Source organism: Sphingomonas phyllosphaerae, assembly GCA_036946405.1.
Lineage (GTDB): Bacteria > Pseudomonadota > Alphaproteobacteria > Sphingomonadales > Sphingomonadaceae > Sphingomonas > Sphingomonas phyllosphaerae_D.
In genome coordinates this window covers 3,596,402-3,623,152 of the sequence record JAQIJC010000001.1, presented here as the reverse complement: position 1 = coordinate 3,623,152, position 26,751 = coordinate 3,596,402, and the positions used below count along the sequence as shown (strand labels likewise).

Below are 26,751 nucleotides of genomic sequence, written 5' to 3'. Positions count from 1 at the left end.
CCGGGGTGACGGCGGATGCGTGTCGTCTACCCTTGCACCCGCCCGGCACCGCCGCCATGTGAAGCGCAGATGGCAGACGAGCTTCCCACCGGCGTGGCCGTGACGCTGGAACCTTTGGTGACGCGCGTCCTCGCCCCCAATGCCTCGGCTTACACCTACACCGGCACGCAGACGCACCTCGTCGGCACCAGCGACCTCGCGATTATCGACCCCGGTCCTGCCGACGACGCGCACCACGCCGCGCTGCTCCGGGCCATCGCCGCGCGCCCGGTTCGCGCGATCCTCATCACCCATCACCACCGCGACCATTCTCCTGCCGCGCGCCGCCTCGCCGCCGAGACGGGCGCGCCGATCACCGGCTGCGCGCCGCTGGTGGTACGCGAGGCGGGCGAGCAGGCCGACGCCGCCTTCGATGCCGATTACGCCCCCGATCGCGTACTGGCGGACGGCGAGCAGGTCACTGGCGACGGCTGGACCCTTCAGGCCGTTGCCACCCCCGGCCACACCGCCAACCATCTCGCCTTCGCGCTGCCCGAGACGAACGCGCTCTTTTCGGGCGACCATGTCATGGGCTGGGCGACCAGCGTCGTCTCACCACCCGACGGCGACATGGGCGATTACATGGCGAGCCTCGAAAAGCTGCTGCTCCGCGACGACCGCATCTATTACCCCGGCCACGGCGAGGCGGTCGAGCGCCCGCAGCGGCTGGTGCGCGGGATGCTCGGCCACCGCAAGCAGCGCGAGGGGCAGATCCTGCGGCAGCTCCGCGAGGGGCCGCAGCCGATCGCGGCGATGGTCGCGCGCATGTACGTCGGGCTCGACGCACGCTTGCTAGGCGCGGCGTCGCGTTCGGTGCTCGCGCATCTGCTCGATCTCGCGCGGCGCGGGCTGGTGACGGAGGAGGGGGATCTATGGCGGAGCATCTGACCGGGCTCGGCAAGCTGCTGGTGTCGCTCGCGATCGCCACCGCGATCCTCGTCGCGACCTTCGTCGGCTATCGCTATTTCACCGAGAAATACACCGTCGCCACCGACGGGAGCGGCGTCGCGGTCGCGCGCGTCGTCGCGGGGCGGCTGTACGGCAGCAACGAGCTGCGCGTGAGCCATCTGTCGGGCACCGTCCAGTCGACCGCCTCGGCGACGCGGATGTTCGGCTGGCTCAAATATGTCCGCGTCATCAAGGCGCCGTATGACGTCGATTATTTCGTGCCCTTGGGCAGCCTGCGCCCGCGCGACTTCCGCTACGACGAGCGCCGCCGCCGCTTGCTGGTCGAGGTGCCCGACGTGACGGTCGGCGCGCCCAATATCGACGAGAGCCGCGTGACGATCGACACCACCACCGGCGTCCTGCCGCCGCGCGGCGCAATGGCCGAGTTGCAGAAGAAGGTGTCGGCGAAAGCGACCGACGTCGTCGCCGCCAAGGCGCGCGAGCCCGAGAACATGCGCAAGGCACGCGAGAACGCCCGCGCCGCGCTGGAGCGCCTGTTCGAGGGCACGCTGGAGGCCGCCAATCTGCCGGTCAACGTCGAGGTGCGTTTCACCGGCGAGCCGCGCCCCGACAATCGCGACCAATGGGACCTGACGCGCTCGCTCGAGGAAGTGCTCGGCAACGCGCGGTAGGGCGGGGGTCCGTTCGCCCACCCGTCCTCAGTCATTCCCGCCCCCCCCACCGTCATTCCCGCGAAGGCGGGAATCCAGAACCTCTGACGTCTCGACCATTGCGAAGACCTGCGCGTATGGACCCCCGCCTTCGCGGGATGACGCCCACTTGTTCGTGTTGAGCGTATCGGTCCATGCCCACCCCCGTTTGTGCTGAGCTTGTCGAAGCACGTGCGCCAAGCGGAGTGCACGTAACACGCACTTCGACAGGCTCAGTGCGAATGGATGATTTTGTTGCGCCTTGCTCGCCAGCCCCCCGCATCGTTCCGCTTGATTGCGCCCCGTGCACAGGCCATCTGACCGGACATGGAACAGCCGACGAACCTGACGGGCCTCGACCTGCGCGCCGAGATCGACCGCCTCCGCAAGGAGCGCGACGCCGTGATCCTCGCGCATTACTATCAAAAGCCCGAGATCCAGGACCTCGCGGACTTCGTCGGCGACAGTCTCGACCTCAGCCGCAAGGCGCAGGCGACCGACGCCGACGTCATTGCCTTCTGCGGCGTGCGCTTCATGGCCGAAACGGCGAAAATCCTCTCGCCGCAGAAGACGGTGATCCTCCCCGACATGGACGCCGGGTGCAGCCTTGAGGACAGTTGCCCGCCCGAGCAATTCGCCGCGTTCCGCGCGCAGCATCCCGATGCCATCGCGCTCACCTATATCAATTGCTCGGCGGCGGTGAAGGCGCTCAGCGACGTCATCGTCACCTCCTCCTCGGCCGAGACGATCCTGTCGAAGATCCCGCCCGAGCAGAAGATCATCTTCGGCCCCGATCGCAACCTCGGCGGCTATCTCGCGCGCAAGACCGGGCGTGATCTGATCCTGTGGCCGGGCGTGTGCATCGTCCACGAGGCGTTCAGCGAAACCGAGCTGCTCAAGCTGCGCGCGCAGTATCCGACCGCGCCGATCGCGGCGCACCCGGAATGTCCGGCGGTGATCCTCGACCATGCCGATTACGTCGGCTCGACGCGCGGTATCCTCGATTACGCGATGGCCATGCCGGGCGACACGCTGATCGTGGCGACAGAACCGCACATCATCCACCAGATGGAAAAGGCGCTGCCGGGCAAGACCTTCATCGGCGCGCCGGGCGCGGACGGGAACTGCAATTGCAATATCTGTCCATATATGGCGCTGAATACGCTGGAGAAACTCTATGTCGCGCTGCGCGATCTGACCCCGCGGATCGAGATGGACGAAGGTTTGCGCGTGCAGGCCAAGAAGAGCCTCGACGCGATGCTGGCGATGGCGAGCACGACGGTCGGGCAGGGCGACCTCGGTCCGGCGAAGGTGACGGGCGACTGATCTCCGCCGTCACCCCTGCGGAGGCAGGGGCGATGTGTATGTCGTTGCGTGCAACCCGCGCGGGGCGTCTCCCCTGCGCAGGCAGGGGCCCATGTCTGTCTTGTGCCGCGCGACGTTGACACGACAACTGGCGTTATTGTGTCAACCCGTCCGCCCGGACGACACAGCCATAGGCCCCTGCCTCCGCAGGGGCGACGGCGCGAGGGGAGCGTTGGCCGTTGCCACACCACCCCTGTCCTACACCGCACCCCATCGGCTAGACTGGCCGGCGTGACGCCCATGCCCTTGCCCCACCGCCCTCTCGACGCTCGTTTTGCGCGAACTTCGCAAACATCCGCGTTCCGAACGCCGGTAGTGCCCCGCGCAACCCGCTGATGCCACGTGCCTTTTTCCATTTCGCCCTCAAGGCCGCGATCGACGATCCCATGGCCGATACGGCAACCTTCATCGCCCAAAAGGCGATGTACGGCGGCAAGACGATCAACATCGGCGACCGTATCTTCCTCTTCGCCAGCGAGACGCATGGCGGCCGCGGGCTCATCGCGCGCGGGATCGTGACCGCCGCCGTCGCGACGCCACGCACCGACGCGCTGCGCCAGACCCCGCGCGTCTCGGTCACGATCCGCCGGGAGGGCGTGGCGAAGCGCGCCTGCGGACGAGGCGAGTTGCGCGCCTGGCGCCAAGGTCCTGATGACGCGCCGCAATTCGAGCTCGATTTCAAGCTGTACCGGCAAGCGACCGACAAGATCGTCGGGCTCACCGAGGCGACCGCCGCCTGGCTGGAGCGATTCTTCTGATGGCGTCGCGCGCCCTTCCGCCCGATCGTGGCAGCCGTTACCATATCGTCATGCACCGTCTGATCCCGCTCGCGCTCGCCCCGATCGTCCTCGCCGCTGCCCCTGCCGCCGACCCGTACCTCTGGCTGGAGCAGACCGAGGGCACGCGCGCGCTCCAGCAGGTCAAGGCATGGAACGCCGAAACCGAGGCGCTGCTCACCAAAAGCCCGCGTTTCGAACAGGATCGCGCCCGCGCCAAGGCGATCCTCGACGATGAGGCGCAGATCGCCGAGGTCGACACTGTGCTCGGCGACCGCGTCACAAACCTCTGGCGCGATGCGAAAAATCCGCGTGGATTGTGGCGGGTCGCGACGCTCGCCGACTATCAGGCCGGTCGCCCGCAATGGCGCACGCTGATCGACGTCGACGCGCTCGGCAAGGCTGAGGGCAAGAGCTGGGTCTGGCACGGCGCGACGTGCCTCGAACCCGATTATGCGCGCTGCCTCGTCCGGCTCAGCCCCGGCGGCACCGACGCGCAGGTGGTCCGCGAATTCGACCTGACCACCGGCCGTTTCGTCGACGACGGCTTCGTCCTGCCCGAGGCGAAGAGTGACGTCGTCTGGGTGGATCGCGACACGTTGCTGGTCGCGACCGACTGGGGTGCAGGGTCGCTGACGACCTCCGGCTATCCGCGCATTGCGAAATTGTGGAAGCGCGGCACGCCCTTGGCGGCAGCGACCACCGTCCACGAATCGCCGGCCAGCGCGGTGCAGGTCGGCGCGGCGGCGTTCGTCGACGCCACGCGTCGCTGGCCGATGGTCAGCGTCGGCCACACCTTTTTCGAGCGCGAGCTGCTGGTGCAGGCGGCGGACGGCAGGTTCGTCCCGCTCGGACTGCCCAAGGGTGCCGACGTCACCGACGTGATCGGCGGGCGAGCGATCGCGAAGCTCAACAAACCCGCCGACGGCTTCCCGGCCGGTGCGCTCGTCGCCTGGTCGCTCCCTGACATCATCGCCGGGCGTCATCCCAAGGGCGAGCTGGTAATGGCACCGAGCGCGACGCAGGCGATCGAGGATGTCTCGGCCAGCGACAACGTCTTATGGGTCAAATTGCTCGACGACGTGTCGGGCCGGCTGGTCGCGCTGCGCCGTCAACCTGACGGGCGCTGGACGCAGACCCCGGTCGCGCTGCCCGGCAACAGCACGCTTCATCTCGGCGCGACGACGGGAAAGAGCGACGCGGCGTTCGTCACCGTCGAGGGGATGCTCACCCCGCCGACACTCTATGCGGCGCGCACGGGCACGGCGCCACGCGCGGTACAGGCGCTGCCGGCGCGGTTCGACGCGGCGAAATATCAGGTGGTGCAACGCTTTGCGACGTCGCGCGACGGCACGCGCGTGCCTTATTTCCTCGTCACCAAGAAGGGCGCGACCGCGCCGGCCCCCGCGCTGATCCATGCCTATGGCGGGTTCCGCAACGCACAGACGCCGACCTATCTCACCGAGCAACCCTATCGCGCCGGGCCGCTGGCGCTGTTCTGGGTCGAGCAGGGCGGGGCCTATGTGCTCGCCAATTTGCGTGGCGGCGGCGAATATGGGCCGCGCTGGCATCAGGCAGGGCTTCGCGAGAAGCGCCAGAATGTGTTCGACGACCTCCACGCGGTCGGCGACGATCTGGTCCGCACCGGCGTGTCGACGAAAGGAAAGATTGCGATCTCAGGGCGTTCGAACGGCGGTTTGCTGGTCGGGGTGGCGATGCAGCAGCGGCCGGACCTCTATGGGGCGGTGATCGCGGGGTCGCCGCTGGAGGATATGCGGCGCTATTCGCATCTGTCCGCTGGAGCGTCGTGGATCGACGAATATGGCGATCCGGACAAGCCCGCCGACTGGGCGTTCATCCGGCGCTACTCACCCTATCAGAACGTGAGGGCCGGGGTCCGCTATCCGCCTGTATTCTTTTATCTTTCGACCAAGGATGACCGCGTTCATCCCGGCCATGCGCGCAAGCTGGCGGCGTTGTTGAAGCAGAACGGGAACACGGTTTACTTCCACGAATATCTGGAGGGCGGGCATTCGGTCGGCGCCGATCATGCGGAAGATGCGCGCCGCGCGGCGCTGCTGAATGCGTTCCTGGGACGCGAATTGATCCGAAGATAGCCGAGGGTCTGTACTCAATCGCAACAAGGATCGAGATCGCCTGAGGAAGGTCGCCCACGAGGAGTGCAGCGCAGCCGGGTAGCAGAGCTACCCGCAAGCGAGCGACGATGCTGGGCGGCCTTCCTCAGGCGACCGCTCCGCGGCGGGCGGCTTTTGGCGCCGTGCGGCGTTGCGCGTCGGTCACGATGCAAAAGCATCGCTCCCTCCTTGCTCCTGGCCTGGCGCCAAAATCCGCTCCGTCACGACCTTGTTGCGATTGAGTACAGACCCTAGACGGTGCGCTCGTCCGCGAGCGTACAGGCGGTGCCGGTCTCGATCTGTACCGTCGTATGGCCGATTCCGAAGCGCTCGTGCAGCATCGCCTGCACATCCTCCAGAAACGTGTCGCCCGGATGCCCCGCCGGGATGCGCAGATGCGCGGTCAGGCTCGGTTCGGTGGTCGACATCGGCCAAATGTGGAGGTCATGCACGGCCTCGACGCCGGGCAGCGCGGCGAGCGCGTCCTTGACCCGGTCATAGTCGATTCCGCGCGGCACCGCGGACAGCGACATCTCGACGGTCTCGCGCAGCAGCCCCCAGGTCTGCCAGAAGATTACCACCGCGATGACGAGGCTGACCAGCGGGTCGATCCATGCCGCGCCGGTCAGCCAGATCACGACCCCGGCCGCGACCACCCCGGCCGACACCAGCGCGTCGGCGAGCATGTGGAGATAGGCGCCGCGGACGTTGACATCACCCTTGCGCCCGCGCGCGAACAGCCATGCGGTCACCGCGTTGACGGCGATCCCGAGCGCGGCGACGGCCGAGACGGTCAGCCCCGGCACGGCGGGTGCGGACCCGAAGCGGTGCACCGCCTCCAGCGCGATCGCGCCGATCGCGACCAGCAGCAGCAGCGCGTTGGCGAGCGCGGCGAGGATCGTCGACCCCTTCAGCCCATAGGTGAAGCGCTTCGACGGCGCGGTGCGCGCCAGCGCCGCGCCGCCCCATGCCACCGCCAGCCCGAGCACGTCGGAGAGATTGTGCCCGGCGTCGGCGAGCAGCGCGACCGAGTCGAACAGCCAGCCGGCAACGCCCTCGGCGATGACATAGACGAGGTTGAGCGCGATCCCGATCGCGAACACATGATCCCAGCGCTCGGGCGGGGTGGCATGTGCGTGGGAATGGCCGTGATCGTGGTCATGCCCGTGATCGTGGCCGTGGTGGTGATGGTGATGGTGATGGTGCCCGTGACCCATGCGCGGCATCTACCATCAGGCCGGGGCGGGTGACAGCACTAGGTGATGTACGTCGGCGAAGGCCGGTATCTAGTCGGGTGCCGCAGGTGACCAGCGTTGCGCTTCACCTGAGAGGCCTTCCCAACTGGGCCCCGGCCTTCGCCGGGGTGACAGGTGTCGTTGGGGATATCTGCTGCCCCTCATCGTCATTGCTTCGCTACGCTCGCAATGACGGCTCAGGAGCGGGGTTCCGACCGAGCCTAGCGGCGCAAGCCGAACCAGATGACGTGGGTCGCACCCTTGCCGTTCTCGCGCGCGCGGACCTTGACCTCGTCGACCGCGAAGCCGCTGTCGGCGAAGCGGCGGGCGAAGCGGGGATCGGGCGCCGCCGACCACACCGCCAGCACCCCGCCGGGGCGCAAGGCGGCACGCGCCGCGGCCAGCCCGCGCGGGCCATAGAGGCCGTCGTTGGCGGGGCGGGTCAGCCCATCGGGGCCGTTGTCGACGTCGAGCAGGATCGCGTCATAGCGTCCGCTGCCGGCGGCGATCGCCGCGCCGACATCGCCCATCCTAAGCGTCACGCGCGGGTCGTCGAGGCAGCCGTCGGTCAGCGCCGCCATCGGCCCGCGCGCCCATTCAATGATGCCCGGGACCAGCTCGGCAACGGTGACCTGCGCCGAGGTCCCCAGCCGGGCGAGCACAGCGCGGAGCGTGAAGCCCATGCCATAGCCGCCGATCAGGAGGTGCGGGGCGGGCCGGTCGACCAACCGGTCACACGTCATCGTGCCGAGCGCGACTTCCGAGCCGCTCATCCGCGTGCTCATCAGCTCGTTGCGTTCGAGCACGATCATGAAGTCGGCACCGCGACGGAACAGCCGCAACGGCGGTCCGTCCGGCACCTCCGCTACCCCGAGCAGCTCGGGGCGGATCACTTCTTCTGGCGAGCCTTGCGCGCGGCGTAGCGGGCGTCGCGCGCCGCTTTGAGTTCGGCGGCGGTCGGCAGCACCGGCGGGCGCTTGGCGGCGGCGGCCGCCTCGGCGGCGGCAGCGGCTTCGGCGGCGGCCTGCGCGCGCGCCTCTTCCTTGGCGGCCTTTTCGGCGGCGATCGCCGCCTTGCGCTGCTCGCGCTTCTCGGCCTCCGCAGCTTCCTTGGCCTCGCGCGCGGCGAGACGGGCGGCGACCTCTGCAGGATCGGGGGCGGCCTTGTTCTTCAACGCCTCGAGCGCGCGTGCCTTGGCGTCGCGGGCGGCGGCGGCGCGCTGGTTGAAGTCCGGGGCCTTGTAACCTGCCATGCTGCGAAATTCTCCTTGGGGAACGATAACGCCGAAACCGGCGAAAAGCACAACGGCCCCGCATCGCTGCGGAGCCGTCGGGAAAGCCGATGAAGCGAAAGGCTACACCAGACGCATCCGAATATACGAGCCGGACGCCTTTCGCGCAACCGCTTTATCGGTCGCCGTCCACCGCCCGCCGCCCGAGCGCGGGATCGTCGGTGAAGAACGAGTCGATGCCGAGTGCGATGTAGCGGCGCATTTCGACCACCGAGCCGGCATCGTGGCGCGCGTCCGGCCCGGCGGTGCTGCGGAAGTCGGCGGCGAGGAAGCGGTTCTCGGGACGGAAAGTCCAGGGGCAGACCTCCAGCCCGGCGGCATGTGCTTCGGCGACCAGATTGGTCGGCGCGCCGAGCCGTCCGTCGGCGGCGAGCGGGATCAGCATCCGCGTGTTCGGCGCGACGATGTCGGCGTAGCGCGCGATTTCGCGAAGCCCGGCGGGCGACACCATCGTGCGATAGTCGAGCGTGCCGCCGGCTTTCGCCACATCCGCCGGCTTCTGCGTCGGATCGCCGATCAGCTGGACGAGCCGGAGGTTGCCGCCCTTCGGCAGCTTTCCGCGAACGTAGCGCAGGTTGGCGACCTCGAACGACTGCAATTGCACCGGGGCGCGACGGGTATAAGCGTGCGCGGCGAGCACCGCGAGGAAGCGGTCCTCGACCGGCAGCCCCAGCCACGCGAAATAGGTCGAGTGCTTCAACTCGGGCACCAGCCCGATCGTTCGCCCGCGCGCCGCCGCCTCGGCCGCGGCGAAGTCGATGACCTCGTCGAGCGTGACGATCTGGAACTGGCCGTCATAGCTGCGGCTTTCGGGGCGGACCGTGCCGAGCCGTTCCTTGGCGCGGAGCGTCTTCAGCTCGGCGAGCGTGAAATCCTCGGTGAACCAGCCGGTCTGCGGCTCGCCGTCGATCGTCTTCGTCGTGCGGCGCGGCGCGAATTCCGGGTGATCGGCGACATCGGTCGTCTCGACGATGTTGTTCTCGTGCCGCGCGACCAGCACGCCGTCCTTCGTCGGGACCAGATCGGGCTCGATGAAGTCGGCGCCGTCCGCGATCGCCTTGGCATAGGCGCCGAGCGTATGTTCGGGGCGCAATGCCGAGGCGCCGCGGTGCGCGAACACCAGCGGCTTTTTCGCGGTCGACGCCGCGCCGGCGGTGGAGGCCACCCCCAAAGCGATCGCGGACCCGAGGGCGGCGCGGCGCGTCATCACGCTCAGAAGCCCGCGCTAAGCGTGACGAACGCCTGACGCGGCGCGAGCGGGAAGAAATTGTACGTCCCAGATGCCGCGCCGACGCTGATCGTCGAATAGGCCTTCTTGTCGGTGATGTTGATGACGTTGAGGCTGACGTTCAGCTTCTTCGCCAGACCCTCGCCCGACAGCGGCATGTCGAAGCCGATCCGCCCGGAGAGCGTGAAATAGCCCGGCACCTTCAGATCGTTCGTGAACGTGGCATAGCGACGACCGATATAGTCGCCGATCAGTTGCAGCTCCACTCCGTTACCGTGAAGCGTCGCGACGGTCTTGTTGAGCCAGTCGGGCGAGCCGGGGACTTTCTTGCCGGCGGTCGGCACGACGGTCTGCGCCGCGCCGACCGTGTAGTTATCGGCGTAGCGCGAGTTGTTGTACGACAGCGCATTGTAGAGCGAGAAGCGGTCGCCGAAGCGCAGCGTCGCCGCCGCGTCGACGCCGTCGGTCCGCACGCTGCCGACATTGGCGATGATCGGTGCGCCGCTGATGATCGCGGTAATCGTGGTGGTCGGGCTGATCGCGAGCAGCCGGTTCGAGAAATCGACGTGATAGTAACTGATCTGACCCTCGAACCCGGTTAGCGGCCCGAGATCGAGCGGGCGGCGGGTGCGGAGGCCGGCTTCATAGGTCCAGCTGGTTTCGGGCTTGGTATTGCTCTTGAAGAATTCGAACAGCGTCTGGCTGCCGAGCGCGAACGGCGAAAGGCCTGCGGCGGCGCTCGTCTGGAACTGGCGGATGTTTTTCTGCGCGTTGACGAACAGCTGTTCGTGGTCGGTCGCATCCCACAATGCGCCGACCTGCGGCAGGAACCATTCGTCGGTGTTGATCCGCCCGACCGGCAGCTCGCGCGAGCCGGTGAACGAACCGGGGATCGGCTGCACCGGCACGCGCTGGCGCGCATGCTGGAAGGTGCTCTTGAACCCGGCCTGCAGCGTCAGCGTGGGAACGATCTTCCACGCGTCCTGAAGGTGCGCCTGGATCTCGGTCACCCGGATCTCGCTGCCATATTGCGTGATGAGCGGCCTGGCGAGGTCGAGCGGGCGCTCATAGGGCGAGGATGGATTGTTGACGTCGAGCGCGTACCAGCGGCGGTAGGCGGCGGAGCTTTGATGCTCGTACCAGCCGCCCAGCTCGATCGTGTGGTCGCCGAGTTCGGCGCGCAGCGTCGAAATGCCGCCGACGCGGTCGATGCGATATTCGGTGGTGCGCGTCGCCAGGCCGGAGCCGCCGAAGATCGTCGACAGCCGCGCGAGGTTCGCCGCCGAGGTGGGGCTGCTGCCCGCGACGCCGGGGTAATAGAAGGAGAAGAGCTGCGGCAGCCCGGCGACGGTGATCGGGCCGGCGACGATGCCGACGCCGTCGTTGTGGTGGAAATACGCCTGGTTGGAGAAGGTCACGCGGTCGGTGACGTTCCAGTCGTATTTCAGATAGCCGAGATAGTCGGTGCGTAGCGCGGCGCTATAGTAATTGCTGTAGTTCGACCCCGATGCCGCATAGCTGGCGGCGTTGTTGTACGGCAGCTGGTTGGCGAGATACGCCTGCATCCCCGCGAAGTTCGGGTAGAGGAACGGGCGGATGTACGGCTGGTACGTCTGGGTCGCGGAGACGACGGTCGCGTCCTCGTTGGGCTCGGCCTTGTCGGAATAGGCGAAATAGGCGGTCAGCTTGCCGGTCGCGTCGTCGTGGACGAGCTTGGCATTGCCCTGCCAGCCCTTCTGATAGCCCGCGAAGTCCCAGGCCCGCGCGCGCTGGCGGACACCCGAAATGTAGAAGCGTGTGTTCTGACCGATGTCGCCACTGTCGAGGCGGACGTAGCTGCGCGTCGCCGCGTAGCTTCCGACGGTCTGCGCCGCGGAGATGCCGAACTCCGGCTTCGGATCGTTGGTGAAGGTGTCGATCGTCCCGCCGAGATTGCTGGTCGAGGCGGTGCCGAGATCGCCCGCGCCCGAGGCGAGCACGACGCGGCCGACATTCTCCGAGATCGTCGCGCGCTGTGGGCTGAGGCCGTTGTAATTGCCGTATTGCTGGTCGCCGAGCGGGACGCCGTCGAGCGTATAGCCGAGCTGCTGCGCGTTGAAGCCGTGGACGAACAGCGAGATGTTCTGCTCGTTGTTGCCCCATGGATCGGCGGTCAGATAGGTGACGCCGGGCAGAGTCTGGAGCGCCTTGAGCGGGCTGATGCCGGGCAGCACCTTCTGGATCTCGACATTGGTGATCTGCGCGACCGCGCGGGTGGCGGTGCCGGTGACGATGATGTCGTCACCGGCCGGCGCTGCGTCGGTGGCGGCGGTAGCGGGGGCGACGCTTTGCGCGGCGGCCGGCAGCGCGAGGACGAGCGCGAGCGGAGCGACGCCCGCCGTCAGGAGAGAACGCATGGGTTGGGACTTTCGATCAGAGGCCGGTGCGCAGCGACACGAAGAACTGGCGCGGTGCGCCGGCGAGCAGCGTCTGGTTGTCGCCGCTGCCGCCGTAGCCGTTCGAGCCGATCGTCGAGACGTAGCGCTTGTCGAGCAGGTTGGTCGCGCTGCCCTCGATACGCACCCCGTGCAGCCCGCCGAGGTCGCCGATCGTATAGCCGATCGTCGCATCGACCAGCACCCGGTCGCCGACCGACTGGTCGTTGGTGTAGGTGAAGTAGCGCTTGCTCATGTAATCGGCGCCGACCCGGGCGAGAAAGCGGCCGTCGTCATAGACGACCTCGCCCTTGGCCATGTGGCGCGGGCTGTCGACCACGGTCCTGCCGCGCGTCGCGGTGATGAGCGCGCCGTTCGCGCCGAGCACGTCGTCCTTATATTCGGAATGGTTGTACGAATAGGAAGCGAAGATCGAGAGCGGGCGCGCGATCCTGTAGAGCGCGGTCGCCTCGGCGCCGTAATTCTCGACCCCGCCGACGTTCTGGAGCGTCACCGGATTGCCGACGATCCCGGCGCCGTTGGTATAGGCGAGCAGACGGTTCGCGAAGTCGACGTAATAGCCCGCGATCGACCCCTGGAACCCGCCGGCGCGGAAGCGCACGCCGGCCTCGGCGGTCTTCGAACGTTCGGGGCGCAACCGGCCGCGGATCGCGTCGAAGCCCTGCTGCGTGGTCGCGAACGGCGAGGCACCGGTCGCCGAGGAGACGAAGGCGCGCATGTTCTCGGTATAAGTGACGAACGCCTCGGCCGCGCCGAAGCCATAGACTGCGCCGACCTGTGGCAGAAACCAGTCCTTCGCATCGATCGTGCCGCTGGCGAGCGTGCCGACCAGCGGCGTCGCCTTGTTGACGACCTGATAGCCCTTCCAGCCCCCGGTCAGCGTGAGCTGTCCGAGCGTCAGCCGATCGCTGACGTAATACATCGTCGTGTCGGTCTGGAAGTCGACGTCGAACTGGGTTGCGAACGGATCGCGCTGGAACGACAGCACCTTGCGCGACGGAGTCGACTGATCGGCCAAGCCGTAGAACCGGCGCGCCTGGCGGAAGCCGTTCGCCTCGAACCAGCCGCCCACCTCGAGATGGTTCGCACCGGTTTCCACCGACACGCGCGCGATCGAGCCGAAGCGGTCGATGGCATATTCGGTGGTACGGATCGACAGGACCGAACCGCCCGGCGTGCGGACGTAAGGCGTGACCCACACGCCCTGACCCTCGTTGCCATGATAATAGCCGGTCATCGCGAAGGAGACCGCGTCATTGACCGGCGCGTTCATCGTGATTCCGGTCAGGTAATCGCGGCGCAGTCCGGCGGCGTCGAAATAGGCATCGTCGACCGAGGTATAGGGTGACGGATAGGTGAGCCCGGCGCCGGGATAGGGGAGCGTCGCGGTCGCCGAGGCGGCGCGCGTCTGCTGGTTCCAATAGACCTGGCCCAGGCGCAGCGCGGTCGCGTAATCGGGGTTGAGATTGTCGGCGTCATAGCCCAGCCGCCGGATCATTTCGAGGCTGAGGTCCTGATAGTCGTTCTCGCGGCGATCCGAAAAGTTGAAGAAGGCGGTGATCGAACCGCGTGCGCCGAAATCCTGCACCAGCTTCGCGTTCGCCTGATGCTGCCGCTGGACGCCGTCACCCTTCCACTTGCCGGCCTCCAGATAGCCGTAGCTGAGATAGCCGCGCAGCCCGCTGCCGGTGATGTCGCCGCTGTCGACGCGCACGAAGCCGCGGTACGTGTCGTTCGAGCCATAGGTGCCGGAGGCGGCGATTCCGAATGCGTCGGACGGGCGACGCGAGGTGAATTGCAGCGTGCCGCCGAGGTTGGAGGTCGACGCCTCGCCCAGCGCGCCCGCACCCTGCGCGACGGTGGTGGCGTCGACGTTCTCGGAGATGATCGCGCGGCTGATGTGCAGGCCGTTGGCGTTGCCGTAGCTCATGTCGCCGAGCGGGATGCCGTCGAGCGTGAAGCCGAGCTGGTTTTGGTTGAACCCACGCAGCGAGATGCGGCTCGACCATTCATACGCCCCGAACGCGTCGGCTGACTGGAAATTGACGCCCGGCAGCTTGGCGAGCGCCTTGAGCGGGGTGGTGCCGGGGGTCTGGCGTTCAATGTCGGCGGCGGTGATCGTCTGCACCTGCCGCGCCTGTCCGAAGCCGAGCACGACGACCTCGCTGCCCTGCGTGTCGGCGGGGGTGTCCGTGGCGGGATCAGCGGCGGGTGGCGTATCGGCGGCGAAAGCCGGGGTCGCGGTCACGGCGAACAGCGCACTGCCGGCGAGCAGCATCGAACGGAGCATGATCTTTTCCCTTTGGTGACGCGACCTTTAACGGTCGTCGTTACCGCGCCTTTGGGCGCTGCTCTTTTCGTCCGCGTGACCGATTGGTTGCAGGTTCGTGACGGCGGAGCGGGTCGCATTAATTGTCGGATTGTGTGGCATTTGTGCGTGACTGCCCGCCGCTCCGTCATTCCCGCGAAGGCGGGAATCCAGAACCTCTGACGGTTGCGCGTCTGTCGACGGACCTGCGCGTCTGGATTCCCGCCTTCGCGGGAATGACGGGGGCGGTGCTACGCCATCACGTTGCGGCCGCGTGCGACCGTCGCCGAATAACCGATCGTCGCGCCGGGGGTGCGCTTCGTGATCGTGTCGACCATGATCCAGTCGTTGCGGACGCGATCGGGCGCGATCGTCAGCGCCATATAGCCGCGGCGCGACGTGTCGCACCATTTCAGCTCGGGATTGGCGCGCACCAGATCGGCGGCGATGCGGCGCGGATCGTACGTCGAGGCGCTTTCGAAGCCCGGCGAGGTGACGCTGTGGCCGGCGAACTCGACCGCTGCGGCATGGCCGTCCTGCGCGAGGTCGTACGCCCAGGCGTTGTGGCTGTCGCCCGAGATCAGCACTGTGCTGCCGCCGAGCTGCTGGACCCGCCGCAGGAAGCGCGCACGCGCGGCGGGATAGCCGCCCCAATTGTCGAAGTTGAACGGCAGCCCGGCCTGTGCGGCGGCGATGCCGGTGGTGACGTAGCGGTTGGAGTTGGGGGCGACCCATGTCTGCGCATCGGCGGGCATCACGGTCTGTCCCATGATCGTGCCGAAGCCGACGACCTGCCAGCGTCGTCCGCTGCGCACCGAGGCGGCGAGCGCGTGGTTCAGCCAGCTTTCCTGCTGCCACCCCATCATCGTGGCACCCGGATCCTGCCACGCGCCGTCCCGGAACGCGCGCAGGGCGGCGGCGGGGTCGCTCGACTTGAACAGCGCGTCGAGGTCGGGCTGCTGGGTGCGCCCGAGGAGGCGCGTCTCGGTGCGGAACAGCGTCGCAAGCGCGCCGATGTCATAGCTTTTCCACGGTTCGTCGGACACCGGCATCCATTCGCGATACGCCTGGATCGAGGCCGCGCGGCGCTGGTTCCAGTCGCCCTCGGTCGCGAGATCGTGGTTCTGCGCGCCGCCCTCCCAGCTGTCGTTGGCGCTTTCGTGATCGTCCCATTGCGCGATCATCGGCAACCGCGCGTGGAGCGCCTGGAGGTCGGGGTCGGCGCGATAGCTGGCGAAGCGCTGGCGATAATCGTCAAGATGGATCGTCTCGGCGAGCGGTTGCGGCAGGCGACCGGGGACCAGTTGGCCGTTCGTCGGATAATGATCGGGCGCATATTCGTAGAAATAGTCGCCGAGGTGGATCGAGCAGTCGAGATCGTCGCGCGCCGCGGCATGGGCATAAGCGTTGAAGAAGCCATAGCCGATGTTCGAGCAGGAGAAGATCGCGGCACGCCACGGCCGGACGCCATCGGCGGGCAGGGTGCGGGTGCGCCCGATCGGCGAGCGCGTGCCGTCGGGGGCGATGAAGCGGAACCAGTACCAGCGATCGGGGGCCAGCCCGTCGGCGGTGAGCTTCACGGTATAGTCGCGCCACGGACCGGTGATCTGTGCGCCGACCGCGCGCGCGCCGCTCATGTCGGGTTGTTCGGCGATCTCGGCGGTGACTTCGCCCGCGCCCGCCATCACGCAACGCGTCCACAGCAGCACCGAGTCCGGGCCCGGCTCGCCGCTGGCGACCGAATGGGTGAACCTGCGCGCGCCTTCGGTTGTGGCGGCGAACAACGGTGCAGCGGTCAGCGCACCGGCGCCGACGATCAGGGAACGGCGGGAAACGAGCACGGGCAAGCCTCTTCATCTGCGCGGACCGGGACGGCGCGCGGATGGGCGTTGTTTGTGGAGCCTTGATGACAGGCGTGGCTGTCCGGAGAAGAATATCGCCCGGCAGGGGCTTCCGGCGACGTGAAGCGTTGGCGCGGTTCCCGAACATGACCCCGAGGTGGACCAGCGTGCCCCGATTTCTGATAGCGCAGAGCGAGACTCCCGAGGAGCGCGAGGCGCGTCGCGCGCATACGGGGCAAAGTTCGGGCGAGAGCTATGCCGAGACGCTGGAACAGATGATGCCCGGCGCGACGATCGAAATCTGTCAGCCCGCCGACGACGATTCGCCGGCCTTCGCACCCGAGCAGCTGGCGGAATATGACGCGGTGTTCCTGACCGGCTCGCCGCTGCACGTCTATGACGACACGCCCGAGGTGCGCCGGCAACTGGCGTTCATGCGTGCGGTGTTCGCGGCGGGAACGCCATCGTTCGGGTCGTGCGCCGGATTGCAGGTCGCGGTGGCGGCGGCGGGCGGCACGGTGCGCAAGATGCCCGAGCGGATGGAGGCCGGGCTGTCGCGGCGGATCGTCGCGACCGCCGAAGGACGCGAGCATCCGCTGCTGGCGGGGCGCGCCGCGACGTGGGACGCGCCGGCGATCCACGGCGACGAGGTCGAGACATTGCCACCGGGCGCGACACGGCTGGCGGGCAATGCGGTGACGCGAGTGCAGGCCGCCGAGATCCGCCACGACAAGGGCGTGTTCTGGGGCGTGCAATATCATCCGGAATTGTCGTTGCGGGAGGTCGCGATCGCGCTGCGGCGGCAGGCGGACGGGCTGGTCGATGCCGGATTGGCGGAGACGCCGGAGGAGGTCGATGAGCGCGCCGACGTGTTCGCGGCGCTGCATGACGCGCCCGACCAGCGGTCACTGCGGTGGCGGCTGGGGGTCGACGGCGAACTGGCGGACACCGACGCGAGGCGGCGCGAGATCGCGAACTTTCTCGGCGCGCTAACGTCGATCGACCGGCGCGGCGCGCGGTGAAGTTGGCGAAGGTGGCGCCGATAGGGATTGTCGAAGGGGGCGGGGTGGCGATCAGGGCGATCGCGCCGGCTGCTCGCCGACGCCGCGGCAGCGGTCCGAGCAATATTTGACTGCGTCCCAGTCGCGCGCCCACTTCTTGCGCCATGCGAACGGGCGGTGACAGCTCGCACAGATCTTTTCGGGCAGATGCGGTTTCTTGTGCGCCATCGCGCCTGAACCCGTTTGGCGCGCCGCGCGATCCGTGCGAGCGTGCGGGTGACGCGAAAAGTCGAGGGGATTGCAGGATGATGGCGATGGACGCTCACCGACCGGGCCGGCGCGCGGTGCTGGCGGGTCTGGCGGGTTCGGCGCTGACGGGGTTTGCGGATGCGGCTCCGGCGGTGGTGCTGCGGCGGCTGACCCCGGCCTTCGATCGCATCGTCGCGCCGGGCACGCGGGTGGAGGTGATCGCGACCGGCATCCAATGGGCAGAGGGGCCGGTGTGGGCGCCGCGGGACGGCGGCTACCTGCTGTTTTCCGATCCGCCCGCCAATATCGTGCGGCGCTGGTCGCGTGGCGGCGGCGTGACGACGTTCCTGTCGCCGTCGGGCGCGCCGAATCCCGACCGAACGGTCCTGCGCGAGCCGGGCGCGAACGGGCTGACGCTCGATCGCGGCGGGCGGCTGCTGATCGCCAACAGCGGCGGGCGGTCGATCGATCGCGTCGATCTCAGGACGCGGGCGCGCACGGTGCTGGTCGACCGGTACAAGGGCAAGAGGTTCAACAGCCCCAACGACATGCACGTCGCGCGCGACGGCGCGATCTGGTTCACCGATCCGCCCTACGGCCTGGCAGGAGACGATCGGTCACCGGCCAAGGAGCAGAGCGTCAACGGCGTCTATCGCTGGCGCGCGGGGGGCGAGGCGGTGCTGGTCGACGGGTCGTTGACGCGACCCAACGGCATCGCGCTGTCGCCCGACGAGCGGCGGCTGTACGTCGCGGTGTCCGACTCCGCCGATCCGCGCGTGATCGCCTATGATCTCGGGCGCGACGGGATGCCCCGCGCCTCGCGGGTGCTGGTGTCGGCGAAGGCGTGGCACGCGCAGGGCAAGCCGGGGTTGCCCGACGGGATGAAGGTGGCGCGCGACGGAACCCTGGTGTGCTCGATGCCCGGCGGAATCATGTTCCTGACCCCGGATGGCGAGCCGATCGGGCTGATCGAGACGACGACGCCTGCCGCCAACGCCGCGTTCGGAGAGGGGGGCGCGGCGCTGTACGTCACCAACAACGACCGCGTGCTGCGGGTGGCGCTGCGTCCCGGATGGCAGCGGTGACGAAACGGGGTTGATCTCCCATCAATCCGATGTATTTTGGAATGGACGGTGGCGCTCCGCCATCGACCATGAAGGGGATGTGCGTTGATGAAGAAGATCGTTGCTGGCATGTCCGCGGTGGCGCTGGCGCTCTCGCTGGCGGCATGCGGATCGAAGACCGACACCGCGAACGACACCGCGCTGAATGCCGAGCTGGGCAACGATGCGGTGGTGAACGAGACGCTGCCGGCCGACGAGAACCTGTCGGATGTCGGTGCGCTGCCGCTGAACGCCACCGACGGCAACGTCGCGACCGCGACCACCAACGCGCTCTGACGATTTCGCGGGCGGCGGCGATTGCCGTCGCCCGCCTCTCCTTACCGTCTGGAGTTGCTCCCTAGACGAAACTGGTCCGGTGTCCCCCAGCGGCGCCGGGCCTTTTGTCTGGGAGCGGCTTCGGATCGATCGGGCGGTCGACCCCGGCGCCGGGCGTCAGGACGCGGCGAGCGGGACCATTTCGCCGTTGACGAGCGCGGGCTCTGTGGCCGCGATCCAGCCGCCGCCCAGCACGCGCTCTCCGGCATAGAGCACCGCCGCCTGACCGGGGGCGACGCCATATTCGGGCGTGTCGAAGATCAGCCGGTCGCCTGACATGCGCGCCGGCACCGGCCTGGCCATCGACCGGACCTTGGCGGTGAGCGGACCCCCCAGCGGGCCGAGAACGTTCAGCCGCTCCAGCCGTGCCGCCGCGACCGCCAGCGCGGCACGCGGACCGACCACGACACGCTGCGACTCCGGCTCGAGCCGCACGACGTAGAGCGGCTCGGGCGTGCCGCCGATCTCGAGCCCGCGCCGCTGCCCGACCGTGTAATGCACCAGCCCGCGATGCTCGCCGAGCTTTCGCCCCGTCAAGTCGACGATGTCGCCGCCGGTCGCCGCCTCCGGGCGTAACTTCTTGACCAGCGAGGCATAATCGCCGTCGGGGACGAAGCAGATATCCTGGCTGTCGGGCTTGTCGGCGACGAGCAGCGCGAGGTCGGCGGCGAGTTCGCGGACGCGCGACTTGGGCAGTCCGCCGAGCGGGAAGCGGAGGAAGTCGAGCTGTTCCTGCGTGGTGGCGAACAGGAAATAGCTCTGGTCGCGCGCGGGATCGGCGGCGCGGTGCAGCTCCGCGCCCGACGGGCCTTCGACGCGGCGCACGTAATGGCCGGTCGCGAGACAGTCCGCGCCGAGATCGCGGGCGAGCGCCAGCAGGTCGGTGAACTTCGGCCCCATGTTGCACTGGACGCACGGGATGGGGGTGCGTCCGGCGAGATATTCGTCGGCGAAGGCGTCGACGACGTTCGCGCGGAAGCTGCTTTCGTGGTCGAAGACGTAATGCGCGATGCCGAGCTTGTCGCAGACCGCGCGCGCATCGCGGATGTCGCGACCGGCGCAGCATGCTCCGGCGCGTTTCGTCGCCTCGCCATGATCGTAGAGCTGGAGCGTGACGCCGATCACTTCGGCCCCCGGCTGGCGCGCCGCCAGCGCGGCGACCACCGAACTGTCGACCCCGCCCGACATCGCCACGACGATGCGTCGCGCACCGGGCGCGAGCTGGAATTCACCGCTGTCCATGATGGCGGCGACCATACAACCGCGACCCCGGCGGCGTAAACCGAAATGAACGAAGCGTTTCCACCGGCTTTACCGGGCTTTCAGACCGTCGGGGCTAGACCGGCAGGATGAAAGCCGAACACTCCCCTCAGGATATGCCGTTGTTGTGCAGCCTGCGCGCACGCCAGCTCGCGTCGCGGACCGCGCAGGTCGCGCGGGCGCTGGACGAACCGGCGCGCCCAGCCGGCGGTGCGTTCAACGCCGACGCCGCGGCGGCAATCCACCATTGGAAACAGTCGTGAACGGGTCGTTTACCGCACCGCTTTAGGGGCCGTTCAATCCGTCGCCGTTACGCAGCAGGTACGACATGGAATGGGGTCGCGGCCCCGAACCGAGGTTTGGAATGATAGAACAACAAGAAAATTGTCGCCCTGCCAAGGTCATAGGCCCGCTGGGCGAGCCGCTGACCATCGACTCCCTGCCGCCGCCGGACACGACCCGTTGGGTGGTGCGCCGCAAGGCCGAGGTGGTCGCGGCGGTTAACGGCGGTCTGCTGAGCGTCGACGACGTCTGCACCCGCTACAGCCTGACCGTCGAGGAATTCGCCGGCTGGCAACGCGCGATCGACCGGTCGGGGATGCCGGGTCTGCGCGTGACCCGCATCCAACATTACAAGTCGTTGTATGAGCGCCAGCAGAAGTTCTGACCCCTTGTCGCACGTCGTCCCGCGTCGAGACAGGCGGATGGGGCGGCGTGCGCAAACGTAATCACGATCCGGGTTACGCGACCGGAACAATGTACCGGGTTCGTGAGTAATTCCCGCCAGAGCAGCCACTCCGGGCGCATCTGAGGGGAGTAGTATCATGGGTATCATTCTGTGGCTTATCATTGGCGGTGTCATCGGCTGGCTGGCCAGCATGATCATGCGCACCGACGCGCAGCAGGGTATCTTCCTCAACATCGTGGTCGGCGTCGTCGGCGCGTTCCTCGGCGGTCTGATCTTCTCGGGCGGTTCGATCAACAACGCACCGCTGACGATCTACTCGTTCCTGGTTTCGCTGCTGGGTGCGGTTATCCTGCTGGCGATCGTTAATCTGGCGCGTCGCGGCCGCGTGCGGTAATCGCACACGACCACGATCGTGCGACAAGGTGGCCGCCCGGAGACGGGCGGCCGCTTTTGTTTTATCGAGGTCGAGCGATCGAGCGTCTGTGTTCGTCGCCCCGGATCAAGTCCGGGATGACGGAGGGTGATTACTTCAGCAGGAAACGGACGTTGACGCTGGCGGTCACGTCGGTTTCGCCGGGCAGGACGACGGTTTCCGCGTCCGACTGCACGGCGGCGCGCGCCATCATCGGCATCGGGCGCGGTCGGTCGCCGGCATTCTCGCCCGCCTCGTTGATCGCGACCATCCGCGCGACCGACAGGCCCGCGGCCCTGGCATAAAGTTCGGCGCGCGTCCGCGCCTTGGCGATCGCCTGCGTCCGCGCTTCGTCCAGCGCGGCGTCCGGATCGGAAAGCGACAGGTTCGGCCCATCGATCTGGTTGGCGCCCGCGCGCACCAGTGCATCGAGCACCGCGCCGGCCTTTGCGATATCGCGGAAGCGGATCGCGACCGAATTGCTCGCCTGATAGCCGGTTACGACCGGCGGCTTGCCATCCTGATAGCGATATTGCGGCGAGAGCGCGACGTTGCTGGTCGACAGGTCGCGCGCGGCAAGCCCGGCCGCCTTCAATGCCTTGATGACGGCATCCATCCGCTGCGCATTTTCCGACAGTGCGGTGGCGGCGACCGGCGCCTGCGTCACGACACCCGCGGTGATCGTGGCGAGGTCCGGCGTGCGCGACACGCGCCCGGTGGCGGTGACGTCCAGCACGGTCCCGTCCGGGACGACCGTCGCCATCGGCAGCGCGACCTGCGCCGCGGCCGGCACCGCCAGCATGGCGGCGGCTGACAGCATCAGCGCGGGCATCATTCGGTTCATGCGAAAAACTCCCCTAACTCAAGTAAATGTTCCCCTGCCAGCGTGCGTCGGAATGCAAGATGAACGGGACAGGCCGTTTCAATGGCGATATGACGCACCGCAACCGCGCGCCGCTTGTCACGGTGACGTATGCGTGTAATACACGCCGGGGCGCGAAAGGGGAATCATGACGTACCAGGGCGGGGAGATGCAGGGCGAACAGCTGGTGCTGGAGGATCGCTCGCCACGCACGCGGCGTCGCTGGTTGCTGATCGTCGGGCTGGTGGCGCTGATCGCCGCGGCGGTCGCCTGGTATGTGTTGCGTCCCAAGCCCGCCGAAGCGCCACCCGCCACCGCCGCCAGTCAGGCACCTGCGGTGACGGTGATCGTGCCGGGCGCCCAGTCGGTGTCGCGGATCATCAGCGCGACCGGCACGCTGGCGGCGACGCGTGAAATGCCGGTCGGCGTTGCGGGCGAGGGCGGGATGGTCAGCCGCGTGCTGGTCGAGCCCGGCCAGTGGGTGCGCGCCGGGCAGGTGCTTGCGACGATCGACCGATCGGTGCAGGCGCAGACCGCGCAATCGCTCGCGGCGCAGATCAACGTCGCGAAATCCGACCTGACGCTCGCGCAGGCCGAGCTGGAGCGTGCGCAGAGCCTCGTCGATCGCGGCTTCATCTCCAAGGCCGACGTCCAGCGTCGCATCGCGACCCGCGACGCGGCGCGCGCGCGATTGCAGGTGGCGCAGGCGACCTTGTCCGAGCAACGCGCGCGTAACGCACGGCTCGACATCCGCGCGCCCGCCGCCGGGCTGATCCTGACGCGCGGCGTCGAGCCGGGGCAGATCGTCAGCTCGGGGTCGGGAATGTTGTTCCGCATGGCCAAAGGCGGCGAGATGGAGATGCGCGCGCAGCTCGCCGAGAGCGATTTACAGGTGGTGCGCGTCGGCTCGCCCGCGAAGGTGGTGCCGGTCGGCGACACGCGCGCCTTCCCGGGCAGCGTCTGGCAAGTCGCGCCGGTGATCGACCCGCAGACGCGGCAGGGGATCGCGCGGATCAAGCTGTCCTACGACCCGGCGCTGCGCCCCGGCGGCTTCGCGAGCGCGACGATCACCGCGGGCGGCGCGCGCCAGCCAGAGCTGCCCCAATCGGCGCTGTTGAGTGACGAGAAGGGCAATTACGTCTATCTCGTCGACGCGCAGAACAAGGTCGAGCGGCGCGCGGTGACGCTGGGCACGGTCGCCGACGATCGCGTCGCGATCGCCAGCGGACTGAACGGCGACGAGCGTGTCGTGCAATCGGCCGGCGCCTTCCTGAACCCCGGCCAGACGGTGCGTCCGCAGCGCGCCAAACCGACCCCCGCGCAGTAAAGGACGGGACGTCATGGGCTTTCGCAACATCTCCGCCTGGTCGATCCGCAACCCGGTGCCGTCGATCGTCCTGTTCCTGATGCTGACGGTCGCCGGGATCGTCAGCTTCGTGCGGATGGACATCAACGAACAGCCCGACATCGACTTCCCGATCGTCTCGATCGACATTACCCAGCCGGGTGCGGCGCCGAGCGAGCTGGAGACGCAGGTCACGCAGCGCGTCGAGGCGGCGGTGCGTTCGCTGGAGGGGATCGACGAGATCCAGTCGTTCGTGTCGGAGGGTACGTCGACGACGATCGTCCAGCTCGACATCGGCACCCCGATCGACCGCGCGGTGAACGAGGCGCGCGACGCGATCACGCAAATCCGCGGCAATTTGCCCGAGGGGATCCTCGAGCCGCAGGTCGCGCGGGTGAAGATCAACGACAACGATCTCGGCAGCTACACCGCGGTCGGCACCGACATGACGCTGGAACAGCTCAGCTGGTACATCGACAATACCGTCACCAAGGAGCTGATGTCGGTGCCCGGCATGGGCGGGGTGACGCGCAACGGCGGGGTCAGCCGCGAGATCCGCGTGATCCTCGACCCCGCACGGCTCGCCGCGCAGGGGCTGACCGCAAGCCAGATCAACGCGCAATTGCGGCAGGTGAACCTCAACGCGCCGGGCGGACGCGCCGAGATCGCGGGCGCGGAGCAATCGGTGCGCGTGCTGGGCAATGCGCATACCGCCTATGAGCTGGGCCAGTTGCAGATCAACGTCGGCAACGGCCGCACGGTGCGGCTGTCCGACGTCGCGACGGTCCGCGACCTATATGCCGAGCAGCGCTCCGCCGCGTCGGTCGACGGGCGGCAGGCGCTGTCGTTCGATTTCACGCGCGCCAAGGGCTATTCGGACGTCACCGTCTTCCGCGAGGCGAAGGCGAAGCTGGAAGCGCTGGAGAAGCGCAACCCGCAGGTCCGCTTCAAGATGCGGCTCGACGGGTCGAAATATCCGCTGGAGCAATTCAAGACCGCGATCCACGCGATGATCGAGGGCGCGATCCTGGCGGTGATCGTCGTGTTCCTCTTCCTGCGCGACTGGCGCGCGACGATCATCTCGGCGCTGGCGATCCCGCTGTCGGCGATCCCGGCGTTCTGGTTCATGGATTTGATGGGCTTCACGCTCAACAACATGACGATGCTGGCGCTCAGCCTAGTCGCGGGCGTGCTGGTCGACGACGCGATCGTCGAGATCGAGAACATCGTACGCCACATGCGCATGGGCAAGAGCGCGTATCAGGCGTCGATCGACGCCGCCGACGAGATCGGCCTCGCGGTGCTGGCGACGACGATGGCGATCGTCGCGGTGTTCCTGCCGGTCGGGCTGATGCCGGGGATCGCCGGGCAGTTCTTCAAGAATTTCGGGCTGACCGTCGTCGCGGCGGTGCTGATGAGCCTCGCGGTGGCGCGGCTCATCACCCCGATGGTCGCGGCCTATTTCCTGAAGGCCGGCGGGCATGTCGAACATGGCGGCGGCTGGCTGCTCGACACCTATCAAAAGCTGCTGATCTGGACGCTCGACAGCACCCGCGCGGTGCGCGCGCGCGCCAAGGGCGGGGTGCACCGCGTCGTCGGTTATTGGCGCGATCACCGCGTGTGGATGATCGGCGCGGGCGTGCTGGCGTTCGTGGCGACAATCGCGATGTTCGCGACCTCGCCGCTGACCTTCCAGCCGGCGCGCGACATGCCGCGCTCGACCGTGACGATCACGATGCCGCCGGGCAGCACGCTCCAGACGACGCAGGGCGTGGTCGATCAGGTCTATGCCGTGCTCAGCAAGCAGCCCGAGGTCGAGAGCATCTATACCCGAACGCTGGTCGGATCGGGCCGCGTCACCGCGCAATTGCGCGAGAAGCGAGAGAAGACCTCGACCGAGTTCGAGCGCGCGCTGGCGCCGGAGCTGGCGAAGATCGCCGACGCGCGGGTCAATTTCCAGTCGCAGTTCGGCTGGGGCGACAACAACCGCGACGTCTCGATCACGCTGGGCGGCGACGATCCCGTCGTGCTGCGACAAGCCGCCGACCGGCTGGTCAAGGAGATGGGGACGGTGCCGGGGCTGCTCGCGCCGCGCATCGCGGGCGATCTCAACCGGCCGGAGATCATCATCAAGCCGCGGCTCGATCTCGCCGCCAGCCTGGGGGTGACGACGTCGGCGCTGTCGAATGCGATCCGCATCGCTACGATCGGCGACATCGACCAGAACAGCGCACGCTTCTCGCTCAACGACCGGCAGATCCCGATCCGCGTCGCGCTGGAGCAGAGTTCGCGCTCGCGGCTGGCGACGATCCAGAATTTGCCGGTGCAGACGCTGACCGGCGGTTCGGTGCCGCTGAGCGTGGTCGCGGAGATCGGCTTCGGCTCCGGCCCGACGCGTATCCAGCGCATCAACCAGCAACGCCAGCTGACGGTCGGTGCCGATTTGAGCCCCGGCCAGACGATCAGCGTGATGCTGCCCAAGGTGAAGCAGTTGCCGGCGATGAAGAACCTCCCGCTGGGCGTGGGCGAGCTGAGCGTCGGCCAGGCCAAGTGGCAGATGGAGATGCTCCAGAACTTCATCGTCGCGGTGGTGGCGGGCGTGTTCCTGGTCTTCTCGGTGCTGGTGCTGCTGTACCGCCGCCTATTGCCGCCGCTGGTCAACATGGCGTCGCTGACGCTTGCGCCGCTCGGCGGGCTGATCGCGCTGCGGCTGACCGGCAATCCGCTGTCGATGCCGGTGTTCATCGGCTTGCTGATGCTGCTCGGGATCGTCGCCAAGAACTCGATCCTGCTGATCGACTTCGCGCTGGAGGAGATGCAGGCGGGCGTGCCGTCCTATGACGCGATCGTCGATGCCGGGCACAAGCGCGCGCAGCCGATCGTGATGACCACCGTCGCGATGGTCGCGGGCATGGTGCCGACCGCGCTGTCGCTGTCGGGCGACGGGGCGTCGCGCGCGCCGATGGGGATCGTGGTGATCGGCGGGTTGATCGTCTCGACCCTGCTGACGCTGCTGATCGTGCCCGCGGCCTTCTCGCTGGCGATCGGGGTCGAGCGGCGCGTCGGGCCGTGGCTGGGGCGGCGGTTGCTGACCTATCGTCCGGGCGACGAGGGTCCGGTGATCGAGCACTCGCCGCAAGATGCGATCGGTGCGCCGCATGGACGGATCCCGTTCCGGGGAGAGGGGTCGCATCCGGCGGAGTAGGGGTAACTCCCCTTCAGAGGAGGGGCTGGGGGTGGGCGT

The 26,751-nt window shown here is 68.0% G+C and carries 23 protein-coding genes; 13 read left to right on the top strand and 10 right to left on the bottom strand.

Going from position 1 to position 26,751, the window contains the following annotated elements; genetic code table 11:
* Positions 1 to 69 precede the first annotated feature (69 nt).
* The 5 genes from PGN12_16755 (at position 70) to PGN12_16735 (ending at position 5,895) form a co-directional block, all read left to right on the top strand.
* Entirely contained in the window at positions 70 to 927 is an 858-nt protein-coding gene (locus tag PGN12_16755) for an MBL fold metallo-hydrolase (protein MEH3105537.1), read from the top strand.
* Complete coding sequence (locus PGN12_16750) at positions 912 to 1,619, top strand: DUF4230 domain-containing protein (GenBank protein ID MEH3105536.1); 708 nt, start codon at positions 912 to 914, stop codon at positions 1,617 to 1,619. The genes PGN12_16755 and PGN12_16750 overlap by 16 nt, the downstream gene beginning before the upstream one ends.
* A gap of 345 nt (positions 1,620 to 1,964) precedes the next feature.
* Positions 1,965 to 2,963 (top strand): quinolinate synthase NadA, encoded by a 999-nt coding sequence (gene nadA / locus PGN12_16745; protein ID MEH3105535.1) that lies wholly within the window; start codon positions 1,965 to 1,967, stop codon positions 2,961 to 2,963.
* A 425-nt stretch (positions 2,964 to 3,388) separates the two neighbouring features.
* Positions 3,389 to 3,760 (top strand): hypothetical protein, encoded by a 372-nt coding sequence (locus PGN12_16740; GenBank protein ID MEH3105534.1) that lies wholly within the window; start codon positions 3,389 to 3,391, stop codon positions 3,758 to 3,760.
* Between the two features lie 50 nt (positions 3,761 to 3,810).
* The gene (locus tag PGN12_16735; GenBank protein ID MEH3105533.1) at positions 3,811 to 5,895 is read left to right on the top strand and encodes a prolyl oligopeptidase family serine peptidase; all 2,085 of its coding nucleotides are present in this window, start codon (positions 3,811 to 3,813) and stop codon (positions 5,893 to 5,895) included.
* A gap of 269 nt (positions 5,896 to 6,164) precedes the next feature.
* Here the strand turns inward: PGN12_16735 and PGN12_16730 are convergent, their stop codons facing one another.
* The 7 genes from PGN12_16730 to PGN12_16700 all read right to left on the bottom strand — a co-directional run bounded on the left by PGN12_16730 (position 6,165) and on the right by PGN12_16700 (position 16,251).
* On the bottom strand, positions 6,165 to 7,130 hold the full coding sequence (locus tag PGN12_16730; protein ID MEH3105532.1) for a cation diffusion facilitator family transporter: 966 nt from the start codon (positions 7,128 to 7,130) through the stop codon (positions 6,165 to 6,167).
* 239 nt (positions 7,131 to 7,369) lie between these two features.
* Positions 7,370 to 8,041, bottom strand: a complete 672-nt coding sequence (locus PGN12_16725) for a spermidine synthase (protein ID MEH3105531.1) — start codon at positions 8,039 to 8,041, stop codon at positions 7,370 to 7,372.
* Positions 8,038 to 8,400, bottom strand: a complete 363-nt coding sequence (locus tag PGN12_16720; protein MEH3105530.1) for a DUF6481 family protein — start codon at positions 8,398 to 8,400, stop codon at positions 8,038 to 8,040. Before PGN12_16720 ends, PGN12_16725 begins: the two co-directional genes overlap by 4 nt.
* A gap of 154 nt (positions 8,401 to 8,554) precedes the next feature.
* A complete protein-coding gene (locus tag PGN12_16715) occupies positions 8,555 to 9,604 on the bottom strand; it encodes a glycerophosphodiester phosphodiesterase (protein MEH3105529.1) in 1,050 nt (349 codons plus the stop codon).
* A 47-nt stretch (positions 9,605 to 9,651) separates the two neighbouring features.
* Entirely contained in the window at positions 9,652 to 12,063 is a 2,412-nt protein-coding gene (locus tag PGN12_16710) for a TonB-dependent receptor (protein ID MEH3105528.1), read from the bottom strand.
* Between the two features lie 16 nt (positions 12,064 to 12,079).
* Positions 12,080 to 14,392, bottom strand: coding sequence for a TonB-dependent receptor (locus PGN12_16705; GenBank protein MEH3105527.1), 2,313 nt, complete (start codon positions 14,390 to 14,392; stop codon positions 12,080 to 12,082).
* 269 nt (positions 14,393 to 14,661) lie between these two features.
* On the bottom strand, positions 14,662 to 16,251 hold the full coding sequence (locus PGN12_16700) for an alkaline phosphatase D family protein (protein ID MEH3105526.1): 1,590 nt from the start codon (positions 16,249 to 16,251) through the stop codon (positions 14,662 to 14,664).
* A 167-nt stretch (positions 16,252 to 16,418) separates the two neighbouring features.
* Between PGN12_16700 and PGN12_16695 the strand changes: the two genes are divergently transcribed.
* The gene (locus PGN12_16695; GenBank protein ID MEH3105525.1) at positions 16,419 to 17,273 is read left to right on the top strand and encodes a type 1 glutamine amidotransferase; all 855 of its coding nucleotides are present in this window, start codon (positions 16,419 to 16,421) and stop codon (positions 17,271 to 17,273) included.
* 51 nt (positions 17,274 to 17,324) lie between these two features.
* Here PGN12_16695 and PGN12_16690 read toward each other — a convergent pair whose 3' ends face one another.
* On the bottom strand, positions 17,325 to 17,480 hold the full coding sequence (locus PGN12_16690; GenBank protein MEH3105524.1) for a DUF2256 domain-containing protein: 156 nt from the start codon (positions 17,478 to 17,480) through the stop codon (positions 17,325 to 17,327).
* A gap of 86 nt (positions 17,481 to 17,566) precedes the next feature.
* On the opposite strand from PGN12_16690, the gene PGN12_16685 reads away from it, so the two are divergent.
* Both PGN12_16685 and PGN12_16680 read left to right on the top strand, forming a co-directional pair.
* Complete coding sequence (locus tag PGN12_16685; protein ID MEH3105523.1) at positions 17,567 to 18,586, top strand: SMP-30/gluconolactonase/LRE family protein; 1,020 nt, start codon at positions 17,567 to 17,569, stop codon at positions 18,584 to 18,586.
* Positions 18,587 to 18,673: 87 nt separating this feature from the next.
* A complete protein-coding gene (locus PGN12_16680) occupies positions 18,674 to 18,901 on the top strand; it encodes a hypothetical protein (GenBank protein ID MEH3105522.1) in 228 nt (75 codons plus the stop codon).
* Between the two features lie 156 nt (positions 18,902 to 19,057).
* Here the strand turns inward: PGN12_16680 and mnmA are convergent, their stop codons facing one another.
* Complete coding sequence (mnmA, locus tag PGN12_16675) at positions 19,058 to 20,182, bottom strand: tRNA 2-thiouridine(34) synthase MnmA (protein MEH3105521.1); 1,125 nt, start codon at positions 20,180 to 20,182, stop codon at positions 19,058 to 19,060.
* A 140-nt stretch (positions 20,183 to 20,322) separates the two neighbouring features.
* On the opposite strand from mnmA, the gene PGN12_16670 reads away from it, so the two are divergent.
* The 3 genes from PGN12_16670 (at position 20,323) to PGN12_16660 (ending at position 21,282) form a co-directional block, all read left to right on the top strand.
* Complete coding sequence (locus PGN12_16670; GenBank protein MEH3105520.1) at positions 20,323 to 20,463, top strand: hypothetical protein; 141 nt, start codon at positions 20,323 to 20,325, stop codon at positions 20,461 to 20,463.
* Between the two features lie 101 nt (positions 20,464 to 20,564).
* A complete protein-coding gene (locus PGN12_16665) occupies positions 20,565 to 20,867 on the top strand; it encodes a DUF1153 domain-containing protein (GenBank protein ID MEH3105519.1) in 303 nt (100 codons plus the stop codon).
* A gap of 157 nt (positions 20,868 to 21,024) precedes the next feature.
* Positions 21,025 to 21,282 carry a GlsB/YeaQ/YmgE family stress response membrane protein gene (locus PGN12_16660; GenBank protein ID MEH3105518.1) on the top strand — a complete coding sequence of 86 codons (258 nt, stop codon included), beginning with the start codon at positions 21,025 to 21,027 and terminating at the stop codon, positions 21,280 to 21,282.
* A 130-nt stretch (positions 21,283 to 21,412) separates the two neighbouring features.
* On the opposite strand, the gene PGN12_16655 is transcribed toward PGN12_16660, so the two are convergent.
* On the bottom strand, positions 21,413 to 22,144 hold the full coding sequence (locus tag PGN12_16655) for an SIMPL domain-containing protein (protein ID MEH3105517.1): 732 nt from the start codon (positions 22,142 to 22,144) through the stop codon (positions 21,413 to 21,415).
* Positions 22,145 to 22,310: 166 nt separating this feature from the next.
* On the opposite strand from PGN12_16655, the gene PGN12_16650 reads away from it, so the two are divergent.
* Together PGN12_16650 and PGN12_16645 are read left to right on the top strand one after the other, a co-directional pair.
* Complete coding sequence (locus tag PGN12_16650; GenBank protein MEH3105516.1) at positions 22,311 to 23,489, top strand: efflux RND transporter periplasmic adaptor subunit; 1,179 nt, start codon at positions 22,311 to 22,313, stop codon at positions 23,487 to 23,489.
* A gap of 13 nt (positions 23,490 to 23,502) precedes the next feature.
* Entirely contained in the window at positions 23,503 to 26,712 is a 3,210-nt protein-coding gene (locus PGN12_16645) for an efflux RND transporter permease subunit (GenBank protein MEH3105515.1), read from the top strand.
* Positions 26,713 to 26,751 lie beyond the last annotated feature (39 nt).